Origin of the sequence: Curtobacterium pusillum, from assembly GCF_007680845.1 — a bacterium.
Classification (GTDB): Bacteria; Actinomycetota; Actinomycetes; order Actinomycetales; family Microbacteriaceae; genus Curtobacterium; species Curtobacterium pusillum_B.
In genome coordinates this window covers 211,098-227,644 of record NZ_VEIY01000003.1, presented here as the reverse complement: position 1 = coordinate 227,644, position 16,547 = coordinate 211,098, and the positions used below count along the sequence as shown (strand labels likewise).

Annotated in this window: 11 protein-coding genes; 10 read left to right on the top strand and 1 reads right to left on the bottom strand. The window is 71.0% G+C overall.

Annotation, left to right across the window (positions count from 1 at the left end; translation table 11 throughout):
• The first annotated feature begins 91 nt into the window (after positions 1-91).
• The 7 genes from trpB to FS825_RS08655 all read left to right on the top strand — a co-directional run bounded on the left by trpB (position 92) and on the right by FS825_RS08655 (position 12,344).
• Positions 92-1,306 carry a tryptophan synthase subunit beta gene (trpB, locus tag FS825_RS08685; RefSeq protein ID WP_144712139.1) on the top strand — a complete coding sequence of 405 codons (1,215 nt, stop codon included), beginning with the start codon at positions 92-94 and terminating at the stop codon, positions 1,304-1,306.
• Positions 1,303-2,112: a tryptophan synthase subunit alpha gene (gene trpA / locus FS825_RS08680; protein WP_144712138.1), complete on the top strand. Its 810-nt coding sequence runs from the start codon at positions 1,303-1,305 to the stop codon at positions 2,110-2,112. Before trpB ends, trpA begins: the two co-directional genes overlap by 4 nt.
• 122 nt (positions 2,113-2,234) lie before the next feature.
• A complete protein-coding gene (lgt, locus tag FS825_RS08675; protein ID WP_144712137.1) occupies positions 2,235-3,230 on the top strand; it encodes a prolipoprotein diacylglyceryl transferase in 996 nt (331 codons plus the stop codon).
• A 206-nt stretch (positions 3,231-3,436) separates the two neighbouring features.
• The gene (gene gltB / locus FS825_RS08670; RefSeq protein ID WP_144712136.1) at positions 3,437-8,035 is read left to right on the top strand and encodes a glutamate synthase large subunit; all 4,599 of its coding nucleotides are present in this window, start codon (positions 3,437-3,439) and stop codon (positions 8,033-8,035) included.
• Positions 8,036-8,085: 50 nt separating this feature from the next.
• On the top strand, positions 8,086-9,543 hold the full coding sequence (locus tag FS825_RS08665) for a glutamate synthase subunit beta (RefSeq protein WP_144712135.1): 1,458 nt from the start codon (positions 8,086-8,088) through the stop codon (positions 9,541-9,543).
• A gap of 106 nt (positions 9,544-9,649) precedes the next feature.
• Positions 9,650-11,095 carry a pyruvate kinase gene (gene pyk / locus FS825_RS08660; RefSeq protein ID WP_144712134.1) on the top strand — a complete coding sequence of 482 codons (1,446 nt, stop codon included), beginning with the start codon at positions 9,650-9,652 and terminating at the stop codon, positions 11,093-11,095.
• A 169-nt stretch (positions 11,096-11,264) separates the two neighbouring features.
• Positions 11,265-12,344, top strand: a complete 1,080-nt coding sequence (locus FS825_RS08655; protein ID WP_144712133.1) for a VIT1/CCC1 transporter family protein — start codon at positions 11,265-11,267, stop codon at positions 12,342-12,344.
• Positions 12,345-12,359: 15 nt separating this feature from the next.
• Here the strand turns inward: FS825_RS08655 and FS825_RS08650 are convergent, their stop codons facing one another.
• A complete protein-coding gene (locus FS825_RS08650) occupies positions 12,360-12,899 on the bottom strand; it encodes an HdeD family acid-resistance protein (protein ID WP_186377145.1) in 540 nt (179 codons plus the stop codon).
• A gap of 446 nt (positions 12,900-13,345) precedes the next feature.
• Between FS825_RS08650 and exaC the strand changes: the two genes are divergently transcribed.
• The 3 genes from exaC (at position 13,346) to FS825_RS08635 (ending at position 16,541) form a co-directional block, all read left to right on the top strand.
• Positions 13,346-14,887 carry an acetaldehyde dehydrogenase ExaC gene (gene exaC / locus FS825_RS08645; protein WP_144712131.1) on the top strand — a complete coding sequence of 514 codons (1,542 nt, stop codon included), beginning with the start codon at positions 13,346-13,348 and terminating at the stop codon, positions 14,885-14,887.
• Positions 14,887-15,303, top strand: coding sequence for a DUF779 domain-containing protein (locus tag FS825_RS08640; protein ID WP_144712130.1), 417 nt, complete (start codon positions 14,887-14,889; stop codon positions 15,301-15,303). The genes exaC and FS825_RS08640 overlap by 1 nt, the downstream gene beginning before the upstream one ends.
• Before the next feature lie 71 nt (positions 15,304-15,374).
• A complete protein-coding gene (locus FS825_RS08635) occupies positions 15,375-16,541 on the top strand; it encodes a GAF domain-containing protein (RefSeq protein ID WP_186377144.1) in 1,167 nt (388 codons plus the stop codon).
• The last annotated feature ends 6 nt before the right edge of the window (positions 16,542-16,547 follow it).

The following is a 16,547-nucleotide window of genomic DNA, read 5'->3' as shown; positions in this document are numbered from 1 at the left end:
GGGCTCGTCCCGCTCGGTTCGCCGGGCTCGTCCCGCTCGGTTCGCCGGGCTCGTCCCGCTCGGTTCGCCGGGCTCGTCCGGGAGACACATCGTGACTTCACTCCGTGACCTGCACGGGCCGTACTTCGGCGACTTCGGCGGACGCTTCGTCCCCGAGTCGCTCGTCCTCGCGCTCGACGAACTCGAGGCAGCCTTCCGCGAGGCCTGGGCCGACCCGGCCTTCCGCGAGGAACTCGACACGCTCCAGCGCGACTACACCGGTCGGCCGTCGATCATCACCGAAGCGCCCCGGTTCGCCAAGCACGCCGGCGGCGCCCGCATCATCCTGAAGCGCGAAGACCTCAACCACACCGGGTCGCACAAGATCAACAACGTGCTCGGCCAGGCGCTCGTGGCGAAGCGGCTCGGCAAGACCCGCCTTATCGCCGAGACCGGTGCCGGCCAGCACGGGGTCGCGACGGCCACGGCCGCAGCGCTGTTCGGCATGGACTGCGTCGTCTACATGGGCGCGGTCGACACCGAGCGCCAGGCCCTCAACGTCGCTCGGATGCGGCTGCTCGGCGCGGAAGTGATCCCCGTCGAGACCGGTTCCCGCACGCTGAAGGACGCGATCAACGACGCCCTCCGCGACTGGGTCGCCAACGTCGAGTCGACGCACTACCTGCTCGGCACCGTCGCCGGACCGCACCCGTTCCCGGAGATGGTCCGCGAGTTCCACAAGGTCATCGGCGAAGAGGCACGTCAGCAGGTGCTCGACCGGGTCGGTCGACTGCCCGACGCCGTGGCCGCGTGCGTCGGCGGCGGCTCGAACGCGATGGGGATCTTCGAGGCGTTCCTCGACGACGAGTCCGTCGCACTGCACGGCTTCGAGGCCGGCGGCGACGGCATCGAGACCGGTCGGCACGCCGCAAGCATCTCCCTCGGTCGGACCGGCGTGCTGCAGGGCACGAAGTCGTACCTCATGCAGGACGAAGACGGTCAGACGATCGAGAGCCACAGCATCTCCGCCGGGCTGGACTACCCGAGCGTCGGGCCGGAGCACGCGTACCTGGCGTCGATCGGGCGCGCGAAGTACGAGCCGATCACCGACGCCGAGGCGATGGAGGCGTTCCGCCTGCTCAGCCGCACCGAGGGCATCCTGCCGGCGATCGAGTCGTCGCACGCCCTCGCCGGTGCGATCAAGCTCGGCAAGGAGCTCGGCCCCGAGGGCGTCGTCCTCGTCTCCCTGTCCGGCCGCGGCGACAAGGACGTCGCGTCCGCGAGTCGCTACTTCGGCATCCTCGACGAGAACGCGGTGCAGCTGTGACCACTGAGCAGACGAACACGAACCGGACGGTCGCGGCGACGATCGACGCGGCCAACGCCGAGCGCGCGGGCGCCGTCGTCGGGTACCTCCCCGCCGGCTACCCCGACGTGCAGACGAGCGTGGACGCCGCCGTGGCGCTGGCCGAGAACGGCGTCGACGTCATCGAGCTCGGGCTGCCCTACTCCGACCCCGTGATGGACGGCCCGGTCATCCAGCGTGCGGCGGAGGAGAGCCTGGCGAACGGGTTCCGCGTCGCGCAGGTGTTCGACGCCGTGCACCAGATCACCGAGCGCGCGGACGTCCCCGTGCTGGTGATGACCTACTGGAACCCCGTGCTCCGGTACGGCGTGGACCGCTTCGCCGACGACCTCGTCGCCGCCGGTGCCGCCGGCCTCATCACGCCGGACCTCGTCCCGGACGAGGGCGCGGAGTGGATCGCCTCCTCCGAGCGCACCGGTCTCGACCGCGTCTTCCTCGCTGCTCCGTCGTCGACCGACGCGCGCATGCGCCAGGCGGTCGAGTCGAGCCGCGGCTTCGTCTACGCGGTGTCCACCATGGGCGTCACCGGTGCCCGTGCCGGCGTCGACGTCGCCGCGCGAACGGTCGTGTCCCGGCTGCGTGACGCGGGCGTCGAGCGGACCTGCGTGGGCCTCGGCATCTCGACGGCCGAACAGGTCGGCGAGGTGCTCGAGTACGCCGACGGCGCGATCATCGGGTCGGCGTTCGTCCGCGCACTGGCCGACCTCGGCGTCCAGGGTGTCGCCGACCGCGCGGCCGACCTCACCACCGGCGCCGCGCGCCGCTGACATCACGGTTTCCACAGGACCGGTCCCTCGGTTCCTGACGCGGCCACGTCCCGCGCTACAGTGAGCGGGTCCGACGACACGTCGGCACCGCCCAGCCAGCACCGAAAGGCGACAGCACCTCCATGCCCCTCCTGAGCATCCCGAGCCCGAGCACGGCCTGGCAGTACTTCGACCTCACGGCCTGGCTGCGCGACGTGTTCGGCTGGTCGCTGCCGCTCGACTTCCGCATCCACGCCTACGCGATCTGCATCCTGCTCGGGATCGTCGCCGCGGTGATCCTCGCGAACCGGCGGCTCAACGCCCGGGGCGTCGAGCGCTGGATCATCATCGACATCGCGATCTGGGCGGTCCCGGCCGGCATCATCGGCGGTCGGCTCTTCCACGTGTTCACGCACGTCAGCGACTACTTCGGTCCCGGACGGGACCCGCTGTCCTTCCTCTACATCTGGGAAGGCGGCCTCGCGATCTTCGGCGCGCTGATCCTCGGCTCGGTCGGCGCCTACATCGGCTGCCGCCAGGTCGGTCTGCGCTTCACCGCGTTCATCGACGCGGTCGTGCCGGGCGTGCTGCTCGCGCAGGCCTTCGGCCGGCTCGGCAACTACTTCAACCACGAGCTGTTCGGCATGCCGACCAGCCTGCCGTGGGGCCTGCAGATCGAGTCGTCGAACGCCGCCTACCCGAAGGGCCTGCCCGAGGGCACGCTCTTCCACCCGACCTTCCTCTACGAGATCATCTGGAACGTCCTCGGCGTGGTCCTGATCCTGCTGCTCGACCGGAAGTTCCGCCTGCAGTGGGGCAAGGTCCTGGCGCTCTACCTCATCTGGTACGGCGCCGGCCGGTCCGTCCTCGAGTCGATCCGCGTCGACACGAGCGAGACCTTCTTCGGCATCCGGACGAACGTGTGGATGTCCTTCGCCGCGATCCTGCTCGGGATCATCATCTTCCTGGTGCAGTCGAAGCGGCACGTCGGCCGGGAACCCAGCCCGTACCTCCCGGGTCGCGAGCCGCGCTCGAAGTCCGATGTAGACTCGGACGACACCTGGTCGGAGACCGACGACGACGCTCCGGCGGCAGTCACGGCCCCCGATCCGGTCACCACCGCGACTGGCCGCGCCTAGGGAGCACCCCTCCCGGTGTGACCGATCCCGAATCGTTCACACGAGCCAGTCGTCCCTCGGGGCCCGTCACGAACCGGGACCGAGACCGCACGCAGACAGCGCAACGCACTGTCGGCGGGCACGGGCACCATCCCGCCCGGGCGTCGCGGAACGCACCACCGGGCCACCGCTGTCCCTGTTCCACTTCCTCGTGAGGACGGTTCCCCATGGCGCTCCAGCCACCCCAGTCCCCAGCGGCACTCGTGCCGCCGCACCGTCGGTTCTCCGCGATCCCGGACGCGGCCGGTCTGTACGACCCCGCGAACGAGAAGGACGCCTGCGGCCTCGCGATGGTCGCGACGCTCCGCGGGACGGCCGGGCACGACATCGTCGACGCGGCGCTCGGTGCGCTCCGGAACCTCGAGCACCGCGGCGCCGTCGGGTCCGACGCGGGCACCGGTGACGGCGCGGGCATCCTCTGCCAGGTGCCGGACGAGTTCTTCCGCAGCGAGGTCCCCTTCGACCTGCCCGCGGCGGGCGAGTACGCCGTCGGGACTGCCTACCTGCCCGTCTCGGACGACGAGCGGCACGCCGTGAAGGGCGCCGTCGAGCGTCTCGCGCGCGAAGAAGGACTGCGCGTGCTCGGCTGGCGCGAGGTCCCGGTGCGGCCGGACGTCCTCGGCACGCTGGCACGCGCGGCGATGCCCGCGTTCGAGCAGCTCTTCGTCGCGTCGATCCGGCACGACGTGCACGGTGCGTCCTGGAGCGGGATCGCGCTCGACCGCCAGGCGTTCCGACTCCGGAAGCGTGCCGAGCACGACTCCGAGGTCTACTTCATGTCGCTGTCGAGCCGGACCATGGTCTACAAGGGCATGGTCACGACGCTCCAGCTCGAGCCGTTCTACCCGGACCTCAGCGACGAGCGCTTCGCGTCGAAGCTCGCGATCGTGCACTCGCGGTACTCCACGAACACCTTCCCGTCGTGGCCGCTCGCACAGCCGTTCCGCACGCTGGCGCACAATGGCGAGATCAACACCGTCCGCGGCAACCGCAACTGGATGCGCGCGCGCCAGTCGCAGTTGCAGAGCGAGCTCCTCGGCGACATGGCACCGCTGCTGCCAATCGTCAGCCCCGGGGCGAGCGACTCGGCGTCCTTCGACGAGGTCCTCGAGCTCCTGACGCTCACCGGCCGGTCGCTCCCGCACGCCGTGTCGATGATGGTCCCCGAGGCGTGGGAGAACCAGGTCGGGATGGACCCGGAACTCCGGGCGTTCTACGAGTACCACTCGATGCTCATGGAGCCGTGGGACGGCCCCGCCGCCATCACGTTCACCGACGGTTCCCTCGTCGGCGCCACGCTCGACCGCAACGGTCTCCGTCCCGGCCGGTTCCTGGTCACCGACGACGGCCTCATCGTGATGGGCTCCGAGACGGGCGTCATCGACGTCCCCGCCGAGAAGGTGGTGCGCAAGGGCCGCCTGCGTCCCGGACGGATGTTCCTCGTGGACACCGAGGCCGGCCGGATCATCGAGGACGACGAGGTCAAGCGCGAGCTCGCGACCTCGGGCCCCTGGGGCGAGTGGCTCGACGCCGGCCGCATCAACCTCGGCGACCTGCCCGACCGCGAGCACATCGTGCACACTCCCGCTTCGGTGACCCGCCGCCAGCGCGCGTTCGGCTACACCGAGGAAGAGGTCCGCATCCTCCTCCGCCCGATGGCGCAGACCGGCGCGGAGCCGCTCGGTGCGATGGGTTCGGACACCCCGATCGCCGTGCTCTCCGACCGGCCCCGGCTGCTGTTCGACTACTTCACGCAGCAGTTCGCGCAGGTGACGAACCCGCCGCTGGACTCGATCCGCGAGCAGGTCATCACGTCGATGGGGATGGGTCTCGGCCCGGAGCGCAACCTCCTCACCGCGGGGCCCGAGCACGCGCGGCAGATCACGCTCGACTTCCCGGTGATCGACAACGACGAGCTCGCGAAGATCCAGCACTTCGAGACCGAGTCCGGTCGTCACCTGACGGTCACGATCAAGGGCCTGTACCGGGTCGACGCGGGCAAGAAGGCGATGCAGAAGCGCATCGCCGCCGTGTGCGACGAGGTCGACGCCGCGATCGAGTCCGGCAAGCAGTTCATCGTGCTGTCCGACCGTGACGGCAACGCCGAACAGGCGCCGGTCCCGAGCCTCCTGCTGCTCGCCGCCGTGCACCACCACCTCATCCGCACCGAGCAGCGCATGAAGGTCGGTCTCATCGTCGAGGCCGGCGACGTGCGCGAGGTCCACCACGTCGCGACGCTCATCGGCTACGGCGCCTCGGCGATCAACCCGTACCTCGCGATGGAGACCTGCGAGATCCTCGTCCGTCAGGGCATGATCACCGGCGTCACGCCGGAGCAGGCCGTCAAGAACGTGATCAAGGCGCTCGGCAAGGGCGTGCTCAAGATCATGTCCAAGATGGGCATCTCGACGGTGTCGAGCTACGCGGGCGCCCAGGCGTTCGAGGCCGTCGGGCTCAGCCAGGAGTTCGTCGACCGGTACTTCACCGGGACGTCGTCGATCCTCGGCGGCGTCGGGATCGAGGTCATCGCGAAGGAGAACGCCGAGCGGCACGCGCAGGCGTACCCGCAGGACGGCGCGGTGCTCTCCCACGAACGGCTGCAGACCGGCGGTGAGTACCAGTGGCGTCGAGAAGGACCGCCGCACCTGTTCAACCCGGACACCGTGTTCCGGCTCCAGCACGCCACCCGCTCGCGCCGGTACGACATCTTCCGCGAGTACTCGCAGGCCGTCGACGACCAGTCCGAGCAGCTGATGACGCTCCGCGGGCTCTTCCGCTTCGCCAAGGGCGCCCGCAAGCCGGTGCCCCTGGACGAAGTCGAGCCCATCGAGTCGATCGTCAAGCGGTTCAACACCGGGGCGATGTCGTACGGGTCGATCTCGAAGGAAGCCCACGAGACCCTCGCGATCGCGATGAACCGTCTCGGCGGCCGGTCGAACACGGGCGAGGGCGGCGAGGACGTCGACCGGCTCCTCGACCCCGAGCGTCGGAGCGCCATCAAGCAGGTCGCCTCCGGCCGGTTCGGCGTCACGAGCATGTACCTGACGCACGCGACGGACATCCAGCTGAAGATGGCGCAGGGTGCGAAGCCCGGCGAAGGCGGCCAGCTGCCCCCAACGAAGGTGTACCCGTGGGTCGCTCGGACCCGCCACGCCACCGCGGGCGTCGGCCTCATCTCGCCGCCGCCGCACCACGACATCTACTCGATCGAAGACCTCAAGCAGCTCATCTTCGACGTGAAGCGGGCCAACCCGTCGGCGCGCGTCCACGTCAAGCTGGTCAGCCAGTCCGGCATCGGGGCCGTGGCCGCCGGCGTCACGAAGGCCCTGGCCGACGTGGTGCTGGTCTCCGGTCACGACGGCGGGACCGGAGCGTCTCCGCTCAACTCCCTCAAGCACGCCGGGACCCCGTGGGAGATCGGTCTCGCCGAGACGCAGCAGACGCTCATGCTGAACGGCATGCGCGACCGCGTCGTGGTGCAGGTCGACGGCCAGATGAAGACCGGACGCGACGTCGTCGTGGCCGCGCTGCTCGGCGCGGAAGAGTACGGCTTCGCGACCGCGCCACTCGTGGTCGAGGGCTGCATCCTGATGCGCGTCTGCCACCTCGACACGTGCCCGGTCGGGGTCGCCACGCAGAACCCGGAGCTCCGCAAGCGCTTCAGCGGCAAGCCCGAGTTCGTCGTCAACTTCTTCGAGTTCATCGCGCAGGAGGTCCGCGAGCTCCTCGCCGAGCTCGGCTTCCGGTCCCTCGAAGAGGCGATCGGCCACGCCGACGCCCTCGACGTGGACCGCGCGGTCGAGCACTGGAAGGCCTCCGGGCTCGACCTCGAACCCGTGCTCAAGGGGCCGCGGTTCGGCGCCGACGAGCCGCGCCGGCACCACCGTGATCAGGACCACGAGCTCGAGCAGCACTTCGACGTGCAGCTCATCCAGCAGACGGCCGACGTGCTCGAGCACGGTGGCTCCATCGCGCTCGACCTGCCGATCCGCAACACGGAGCGCGCGGTCGGCACGATGCTCGGGCACGAGGTCACGCTGCGGCACGGCGAGAACGGACTGCCGGCCGGTTCGATCGACGTCACGCTGCGTGGTTCCGCCGGGCAGTCGCTCGGCGCCTTCCTGCCGTCCGGCATCACCCTGCGGCTCGTCGGCGACAGCAACGACTACGTCGGCAAGGGCCTCTCCGGCGGCGAGATCATCGTCCGTCCGGACGCGGGCTCCGGCTTCGACCCGGCGCAGAACGTCATCGCCGGTAACGTGATCGGCTACGGGGCGACGCAGGGGAGCATGTTCATCCGCGGCATCGTGGGGGAGCGGTTCCTCGTGCGCAACTCCGGGGCGACCGCGGTCGTCGAGGGCGTGGGCGACCACGCGCTCGAGTACATGACCGGCGGGCTCGCCCTCATCCTCGGCGAGACGGGTCGGAACCTCGGCGCCGGCATGTCCGGTGGCACGGCCTACGTCCGCGGACTCCGCGAGGAGCACGTGAACACGGACTCGCTCGCCTCGGGTGAGCTCCGACTCGAGCCGCTCGACAGTGCCGACGTCGAGATCGTGAACGACCTGCTCGCCCGTCACGCGGCGGAGACCGGGTCCGCGCTCGCGGCCGAACTGCTCGAGTCCGGAGACCTGAGCGACTTCGTGAAGGTGCTGCCGCGGGACTACGCGGCGGTCCTCGAGACCCGACAGCAGGCCGTCGACGAGGGGCTCGACCCCGACGGAGACGTGGTCTGGAACCGCATCCTGGAGGTGACCGGTGGTTGACCCCACGAGTCCGGAACCGACAGTGCGCATCAACATCTCGGAGGTGACTGGTGGCTGACCCGAAGGGCTTCCTCAAGGTGCAGGAGCGCGAGCTCCCGCCCCGACGCCCCGTACCCGTCCGGCTCATGGACTGGAAAGAGGTCTACGAGCAGCAGGAGTCCGGCGCGCTCAAGCGTCAGGCCGGCCGCTGCATGGACTGCGGCGTCCCGTTCTGCCACCAGGGCTGCCCGCTCGGGAACCTCATCCCGGAGTGGAACGACCTCACGTGGCGCGGCGAGGGCCGTCAGGCGATCGAGCGCCTGCACGCGACGAACAACTTCCCGGAGTTCACCGGCAAGCTCTGCCCGGCACCGTGCGAGGCGTCGTGCGTCCTCGGCATCAACCAGCCGCCGGTGACGATCAAGCAGGTCGAGGTCTCGATCATCGACGAGGCGTACAAGAACGGCTGGGTCACGCCGCACCCGCCGGAGCGCCTCACCGGCAAGACCGTCGCCGTCGTCGGTTCCGGCCCCGCCGGACTCGCGGCCGCGCAGCAGCTCACCCGCGCCGGTCACACCGTCGCGGTCTACGAGCGGGACGACCGGATCGGTGGACTGCTCCGCTACGGCATCCCGGACTTCAAGATGGAGAAGCGTCAGATCGACGCCCGGCTCGCGCAGATGCAGGCCGAGGGCACCCGCTTCCGCGCCGGTGTCGAGATCGGCCGCGACATCACGTGGGACGACCTCAAGTCCCGCTACGACGCGGTCGTCGTCGCCACCGGAGCGACGGTCCCGCGCGACCTGTCGATCCCGGGGCGCGACCTCGAGGGCGTGCACTTCGCGATGGAGTACCTCGTCCAGCAGAACAAGGCGAACGCCGGGACGACCGTCGACAACCAGATCACGGCCGAGGGCAAGCACGTCGTCGTCATCGGTGGCGGCGACACGGGCGCGGACTGCATCGGCACCGCGCACCGGCAGGGCGCGCTCAGCGTCACGAACCTGGCGATCGGCCAGCAGCCGCCGCTCGAGCGTCCGTCCGAGCAGCCGTGGCCGATGTTCCCGACCGTGTTCGAGGTGACGAGCGCCCACGAAGAGGGTGGCGAGCGGCACTACCTGGCCTCCACCGTCGAGTTCCTCGCGAACGAGGCCGGCGAGGTCCGTGCCCTCCGCGTCGCGGAGACCGAGTACCTCGACGGCCGCCGTGTCCCGAAGGCCGGCACCGAGCGCGAGATCCCCGCGGACCTCGTCCTCGTCGCCATGGGGTTCACCGGTCCGGAGACCGACACGCTCGAGCCGCAGCTCGGCCTGCCGGTGACGGTGTCCGGCGCCGTGGCGCGCCAGGCCGACTACACCACGAACGAGCCGGGCGTGTTCGTCGCCGGTGACGCCGGTCGTGGGCAGTCGCTCATCGTCTGGGCCATCGCCGAGGGCCGCGCCGCCGCGGCGAAGGTCGACGAGTACCTCGAGGGCTCGACGATCCTGCCGGCCCCGGTCAAGGCCACCGACCGCGCGATCTCGATCTGACGACTCCCGGACACCGGCACTCGGTAGGGTGCTGGTGGCCTCGCTTCGTTCCACGCGGCCCCACAGCGTGGAAACCCAAGCACCATCCACCACACGAAGGAATCCATTGAGACGCGCAAAGATCGTTTCGACCCTCGGACCGGCAACGTCCGACTACGAGACCGTCAAGGAGATCATCGAGGCAGGCGTCGACGTCGCCCGCCTCAACCTCAGCCACGGTGACTACAGCGTCCACGAGGCCAACTACGACAACGTGCGTCGCGCGGCCGAGGAGCTCGGCAAGCCCGTCGCGATCCTCGTCGACCTGCAGGGCCCGAAGATCCGCCTCGCCCGGTTCGCCGACGGCCCGCACGACCTCGCCGTCGGCGACGTCTTCACCATCACCACCGAGGACGTGCCCGGCTCGAAGGAGATCTGCGGCACGACCTTCAAGGGGCTCCCGCAGGACGTCAAGCCCGGTGACCCGCTGCTCATCGACGACGGCCGCGTGCGGCTCCGCGTCCTCGACACCGACGGCGTCCGCGTCCGCACCGAGGTCGTCGTCGGCGGCACCGTGTCGAACAACAAGGGCATCAACCTGCCCGGCGTCGCCGTGAACGTCCCCGCGCTGAGCGAGAAGGACGAGGCGGACCTCCGCTGGGGCATCCGTCAGGGTGCCGACCTCATCGCGCTGTCGTTCGTGCGCAACGCGTCCGACGTCGTCCGCGCGCACGAGATCATGGACGAGGAAGGCAAGCGCCTCCCCGTCATCGCGAAGATCGAGAAGCCGCAGGCCGTCGACGCGCTCGAGGAGATCATCGACGCCTTCGACAGCATCATGGTGGCCCGCGGTGACCTCGGCGTCGAGCTCCCGCTCGAGGCCGTCCCGATCGTGCAGAAGCGCGCCGTCGAGCTCTCCCGCCGCATGGCGAAGCCCGTCATCGTCGCGACGCAGATGCTCGAGTCGATGATCTCGTCCCCGATCCCGACCCGCGCCGAGACCTCCGACGTCGCGAACGCGGTGCTCGACGGCGCGGACGCGGTCATGCTCTCCGGCGAGACCAGCGTCGGCGAGTACCCGGTGCAGACCGTCCGGACGATGGCCCGCATCGTCGAGTCCACCGAGGACCACGGCCTCGAGCGCATCGCGCCGCTCGGCACGAAGCCCCGCACGCTCGGTGGTGCCATCACGCTCGCCGCGGTCGAGATCGCGGAGTTCACCGAGGCCTCGTACCTCTGCGTGTTCACCGAGTCCGGCGACTCGGCGCGGCGCATGTCGCGTCTGCGCCACGGCCTGCCGATCATCGCCTTCACCCCGAACGAGGCCACGCGTCGCCGCATGGCGCTCACCTGGGGCGTCCGCTCGTTCCTCGTGGAGCGCAAGACCCACACCGACGAGCTCTTCTCGCAGGTCGACGACGTCCTCCTCGAGAACGGTCTCGCGTCTCCCGGTGACCGCGTCATCGTGACGGCCGGGTCCCCTCCCGGCATCGAGGGCTCGACGAACGACCTCCGGGTGCACCGCGTGGGCGACGCCCACGCCGAGGCCGCGCCGGCCTACGTGCGCGACTGAGCAGAGCGTTCCGACGTCCGACGGGGCGCGGACTGGAGGCACGGTGCGCCACGCGCACGCCGCCTCCGGTCCGCGCCCCGTCGCGTTCCCCCCTCCACAGGTCGCGACCGGACGTCGCTCGTCCACACCGGGCCCTGGTGGCGACCGTCCGTCGTCGGGACACGGCAGGATGGCTGCTGTGAGCCTCCAGTCCCGCCCCACCGCACCCCGGACCGACGTGCGCCGCTGGCGCCGCTACCTCGCGGACGAACGTGCGGAAGCGGCGGTCTACCGGAACCTCGCCGCGCGCCGCGACGGTGAAGAGCGCGCGATCCTGTCGGCCCTGGCCGAAGCCGAGGGCCGGCACGAGCAGCACTGGCTCGACCTGCTCGGCGACGACGTCGGGCGACCGCAGCGGGGGAGTCTCCGGACCCGGGTGCTGGCGTCACTCGCGAAGCGGTTCGGGTCGGTGTTCGTCCTCGCGCTCATGCAGCGGGCCGAAGACCGGTCGCCCTACGCCGACGACGCCGACGCCACGGCGAGCATGGCTGCCGACGAGCGGATCCACGGCGAGGTGGTTCGCGGACTCGCGAACCGCGGCCGGATGCGCCTCTCCGGGACGTTCCGTGCGGCGGTGTTCGGGGCGAACGACGGCCTCGTGTCGAACCTCGCACTCATCATCGGCATCAGCGCGTCCGGGGCGGACCGCCACTTCGTGCTGCTGAGCGGCATCGCCGGACTGCTCGCGGGGGCGCTGTCGATGGGCGCGGGGGAGTACGTCTCGGTCCGGTCCCAGCGTGAACTCCTCACCGCGTCGGCGCCGCACCCCGAAGCGGGCCGGGCGGTGGCCGACCTCGACGTCGACGCGAACGAGCTCGCACTCGTGTACCGGGCGAGGGGGATGACCGAGGCGGACGCGCACGAGCACGCGGCCGAGGTCCTCGGGGGCACCGCCGTCACGACGGCCGCACCGACGGACGACCACGAAGCGATCGGCAACGGGATGAGCGCGGCGATCTCGAGCTTCTGCTTCTTCGCCTCCGGCGCGATCATCCCGGTCCTGCCGTACCTGTTCGGGCTCGACGGTTGGGCGGCGATCACGGTCGCTGCCGCCCTCGTCGGGGTCGCGCTCCTCGGCACCGGAGCGGTCGTCGGGGTGCTGAGCGGGGCCTCGCCCCTGCGTCGGGCACTGCGGCAGCTGGCGATCGGCTTCGGCGCCGCGGCCGTCACCTACGGGCTCGGCCTGCTGTTCGGGACGGGTAACGCCTAGCGCTCGCCTGCGCGGCTACCGGCGGACGGCGGCGCGCGGCGGCAGCAGCAGCAGCGCCGCGGCGCCGACGACGATGAGGGCGATGCCCGAGAAGACCATGAAGACCGTCAGCGCCAGGCCGGGCGCGACGAGGACCACCACGCCGCCGAGGATCGAGAGCACAGCGCTCACGATCGTCGGGATCCTCGACGACCCTGGGTGCCCGACGAACCCACCGACGAGCGATGCGACGCCCTCGACGATGAACCCGATGCCCGCGAGCAGCGCGTAGACCAGGAGCGGCACGGCGGGGTCGAGCAGGGTCACGAGCCCGGCCAACCCGACCAGGGCCCCGACGATGCCCGACGTCCAGCGCCACACCGGCGGCGTCCCGTGGCCCCGGACCGCCGCGAACACCCGCAGCGCCCCGGCGACGACGAGGTAGACGCCGAACAGCAGCGCGACGACGACCAGCGACGGGCGCGGCCAGACGATGGCCACGACGCCGAGGGCGATGGCGACGACGGCGGTCACGATCACGAACACCCGGAACGTTCGGACGGCACGAGAATCCACGAGCACTCCTCCCTGTCGGAACTGCTCGTCTCGACGGTACCTCGCGGCGCGCCCCCTCGTTCGTCCCCGCCCGCCCTCCCCGCCTGCCCCGTCCGCCGAGCGGGCACAACATGCCGCTCACGTCCGCCGAGGTGGCACAAGTCGTCGCCCGCCGGCGCCGAGAGTGACCGATAGTGCCCTCTCGACGACAGACCCCGCCGCCCGGTCGGCCCGCCAGCCCGGCCCACCCCCACCCCGAGAGGGCACGACATGCCGCTCACGTCTGCCGAGATCGCGCAAGTCGCCGCCCGCGAGCGCCGAGAGTGACCGATAGTGCCCTCTCGGCGCACCCGCACCCGCACCCGCACCCGCACCCGCACCCGCGCAACCGGATGCAACCTCCCCGGACGTACCGTGCGGACAGGCGCGGACCCAGCGCCCGACAGAGTCGTCGAAAGGTGTCCACCATGACCATCGCACCGTCTCCCACCAGCTACGTCGCACCCGGCGAGGAGGGCTCCCTCGTCGCCTTCCGTTCCCGGTACGACCACTTCATCGGGGGTGAGTACGTCCCACCGACCGGCGGCAAGTACTTCGAGAACCCGACCCCCGTCACCGGGAAGACCTTCACCGAGGTCGCCCGCGGCGACTCCACCGACGTCGACCGCGCGGTCGAGGCCGCGTGGAAGGCGTTCCCGGCCTGGGGGAGGACCAGCGTCGCCGAGCGTGCCGGCATCCTCAACAAGATCGCCGACCGGATGGAGGCGAACCTCGAGTTGCTCGCGGTCGCCGAGACGTGGGAGAACGGCAAGCCGATCCGCGAGACCATCGGCGCCGACATCCCGCTCGCGATCGACCACTTCCGCTACTTCGCCGGCGCGATCCGCGCGCAGGAGGGATCGACGGGGGAGATCGATCACGACACGGTGGCCTACCACTTCCACGAGCCGCTCGGCGTGGTCGCCCAGATCATCCCGTGGAACTTCCCGATCCTCATGGCGGTCTGGAAGCTCGCGCCGGCCCTGGCGGCGGGCAACTGCGTCGTGCTCAAGCCGGCCGAGCAGACCCCGGCGTCGATCCACGTGCTCATCGACCTCATCCGCGACCTCGTCCCGGCCGGGGTGCTCAACGTCGTGAACGGCTTCGGCTTCGAGGTCGGCGCGCCGCTCGCGCAGCACCCCGACGTCCGCAAGGTCGCGTTCACGGGCGAGACGACGACCGGCCGGCTCATCATGCAGTACGCGTCGCAGAACCTCATCCCGGTGACGCTCGAACTCGGCGGAAAGAGCCCGAACCTGTTCTTCGCCGACGTCGCGCAGGAGAAGGACGCGTTCTACGACAAGGCCCTCGAGGGTTTCGCCTTCTTCAACCTCAACCAGGGCGAGGTCTGCACGTGCCCCTCCCGCGCGCTCGTCGCGAAGGAGATCTACGACGGGTTCGTCGCCGACGGTCTCGACCGGGTGCGCGCCGTGAAGCAGGGCCATCCGCTGGACCTGTCGACGATGATCGGGGCGCAGGCGTCGAACGACCAGCTCGAGAAGATCCTGAGCTACATCGACATCGGGAAGCAGGAGGGGGCGAAGCTCCTCACCGGCGGCGAACGAGCGGACCTCGGCGGCGACCTCTCCGGCGGGTACTACGTCACGCCGACGGTGTTCGAGGGTGACAACTCGATGCGGATCTTCCAGGAGGAGATCTTCGGACCCGTCCTCGCCCTGACGAGCTTCAGCGGCTACGACGACGCCATCTCGATCGCCAACGACACGCTGTACGGGCTCGGTGCCGGGGTGTGGAGCCGCGAGGCCACGACGCTCTACCGTGCGGGCCGTGACATCCAGGCGGGTCGTGTGTGGGAGAACACCTACCACCAGTACCCGGCGGGAGCGGCGTTCGGCGGCTACAAGCAGTCCGGGGTCGGGCGCGAGAACCACAAGATGATGCTCGACCACTACCAGCAGACGAAGAACCTCCTGGTGTCGTACGCCGAAGGGCCGATGGGGTTCTTCTGATGAGCACCGCCCGGGTGACGTCCACGCCGGCGGCGAGGGAGCTCCTGCGCACCCTCGCCGCCCGCCACGGGCCGCTCATGTTCCACCAGTCCGGTGGCTGCTGCGACGGCTCGAGTCCGATGTGCTACCCCGTCGGCATGTTCATGACCGGTCCTGGCGACGTGCTCCTTGGCGCGCTCGACGTCGACGGCATCGCACCCGTCGAGGTCTACATGTCGAAGTCACAGTTCGAGTACTGGAAGTACACGGCGCTGACGATCGACGTCGTCGACGGCCGGGGCGGCGGGTTCTCCCTCGAGGTCCCGGAGGGCAAGCGGTTCCTCACCCGGTCGCGCATGTTCGACGACGCCGAACTGGTCGACCTCGGCCTGGTCGCAGCAGGCCCTGGCCCCGGGGGCACACCGGACGTAGGCTGACCGCGACGGCCGCGAGGACGCGGCTGGACCCCGACGCACCGACGCGGCGGGCGGACCCGGACGGAGGACGCGTGCGCGCACCCCGGACGCTCCGCCCGCTCGTCGCCGAGTCGTGGCAGCGCTCCGCTCGCGTCGACCCGGACGGTGTCCCGGCCCTCGCGCTCGGTCCGGACCAGCTCGACGCCGCCCGTCGCGAGGGGCCCCTCTCGGTCCTGCTCCCCGTCGTCCGTCGGCTGCTCCTCGACGAGACGCGCGCCTCGGACTGCGTCATCGCGGTCGGTGACGCCGACGGTCGGCTGGTCTGGGTCGACGGTGCCCGCGGTGCCCGTCGTGCCGCGGAGGACATGGGCTTCGTCCCGGGTGCCGACTGGTCCGAGGACCGCGTCGGCACGAGCGCGCCGGGGACCGCGCTCCGCATCGACGGACCGGTGCAGATCCGCTCCGAGGAGCACTACGCGAACGCCGTCAAACGGTGGTCGTGCAGCGCAGTCCCCGTGCACGACGACACGGGCGCCGTCGTGGGCGTGCTCGACGTCACCGGGGACGATCGCGCGGTGGAGCGGCACACGCTCCCGCTCCTCACCGCGACCGTCGCCGCCGCGGAAGCCGAGATCGCCCTCGCCCGGCTCCGCCCGACCCGCGTCCCGGCGACCCCGCCCGCTGTCCTGCACCTGCTCGGCACCGACGTGGCCACGCTCTGGGTCGGCGACCGTGCCCTCCACCTGTCCGCACGGCACTCCGAGATCCTGGCCGTGCTCGCCGCCAACCCGGCGGGCCTCGCCGCCGAGGACCTCGCCGACGCGGTGTACGGCGACCCCGGCGCGCTCGTCACCCTCCGCGCCGAGCTCGTCCGGCTCCGACGGGTCCTCGCCGGAGCCGCGCCGTGCGTGACGCTGGCGTCGCGTCCGTACCGTGTCGGAGGCCTGCGCACCGACGTCGACGGCGTGCTGGCCGCCCTTGATCGCGGGGCGCGCCTCCAGGCCGTCGACCGGTACGCCGGGCCGGTGCTGCCCGGCTCGGCCGCCCCGGGCGTGGACGCACTCCGGGACCTCGTGCGCGGCCGCTTCCGGGAGGCCGTCGTCGCCGACGGCGGCGTCGACGCACTCCTCGCTTGGGCCCGGACCCCGGACGGAGCGGCGGATGCACGCGTGCTCCGGGCGCTCCTCGGGGCGCTGCCCCGTCGGTCGCCGCGGCGGGCCGGTCTCGTGGCGGCGATCGAGGCGCTCGAGGGCTCCTGAGGCGGT

Coding starts and splice junctions, on each gene's coding strand:
- FS825_RS08655 (WP_144712133.1), top strand. CDS start 11,265: ATGGCTGCTGTGAGCCTCCAGTCCCGCCCCACCGCACCCCGGACCGAC.
- gltB (WP_144712136.1), top strand. CDS start 3,437: ATGGCGCTCCAGCCACCCCAGTCCCCAGCGGCACTCGTGCCGCCGCAC.
- FS825_RS08640 (WP_144712130.1), top strand. CDS start 14,887: ATGAGCACCGCCCGGGTGACGTCCACGCCGGCGGCGAGGGAGCTCCTG.
- lgt (WP_144712137.1), top strand. CDS start 2,235: ATGCCCCTCCTGAGCATCCCGAGCCCGAGCACGGCCTGGCAGTACTTC.
- exaC (WP_144712131.1), top strand. CDS start 13,346: ATGACCATCGCACCGTCTCCCACCAGCTACGTCGCACCCGGCGAGGAG.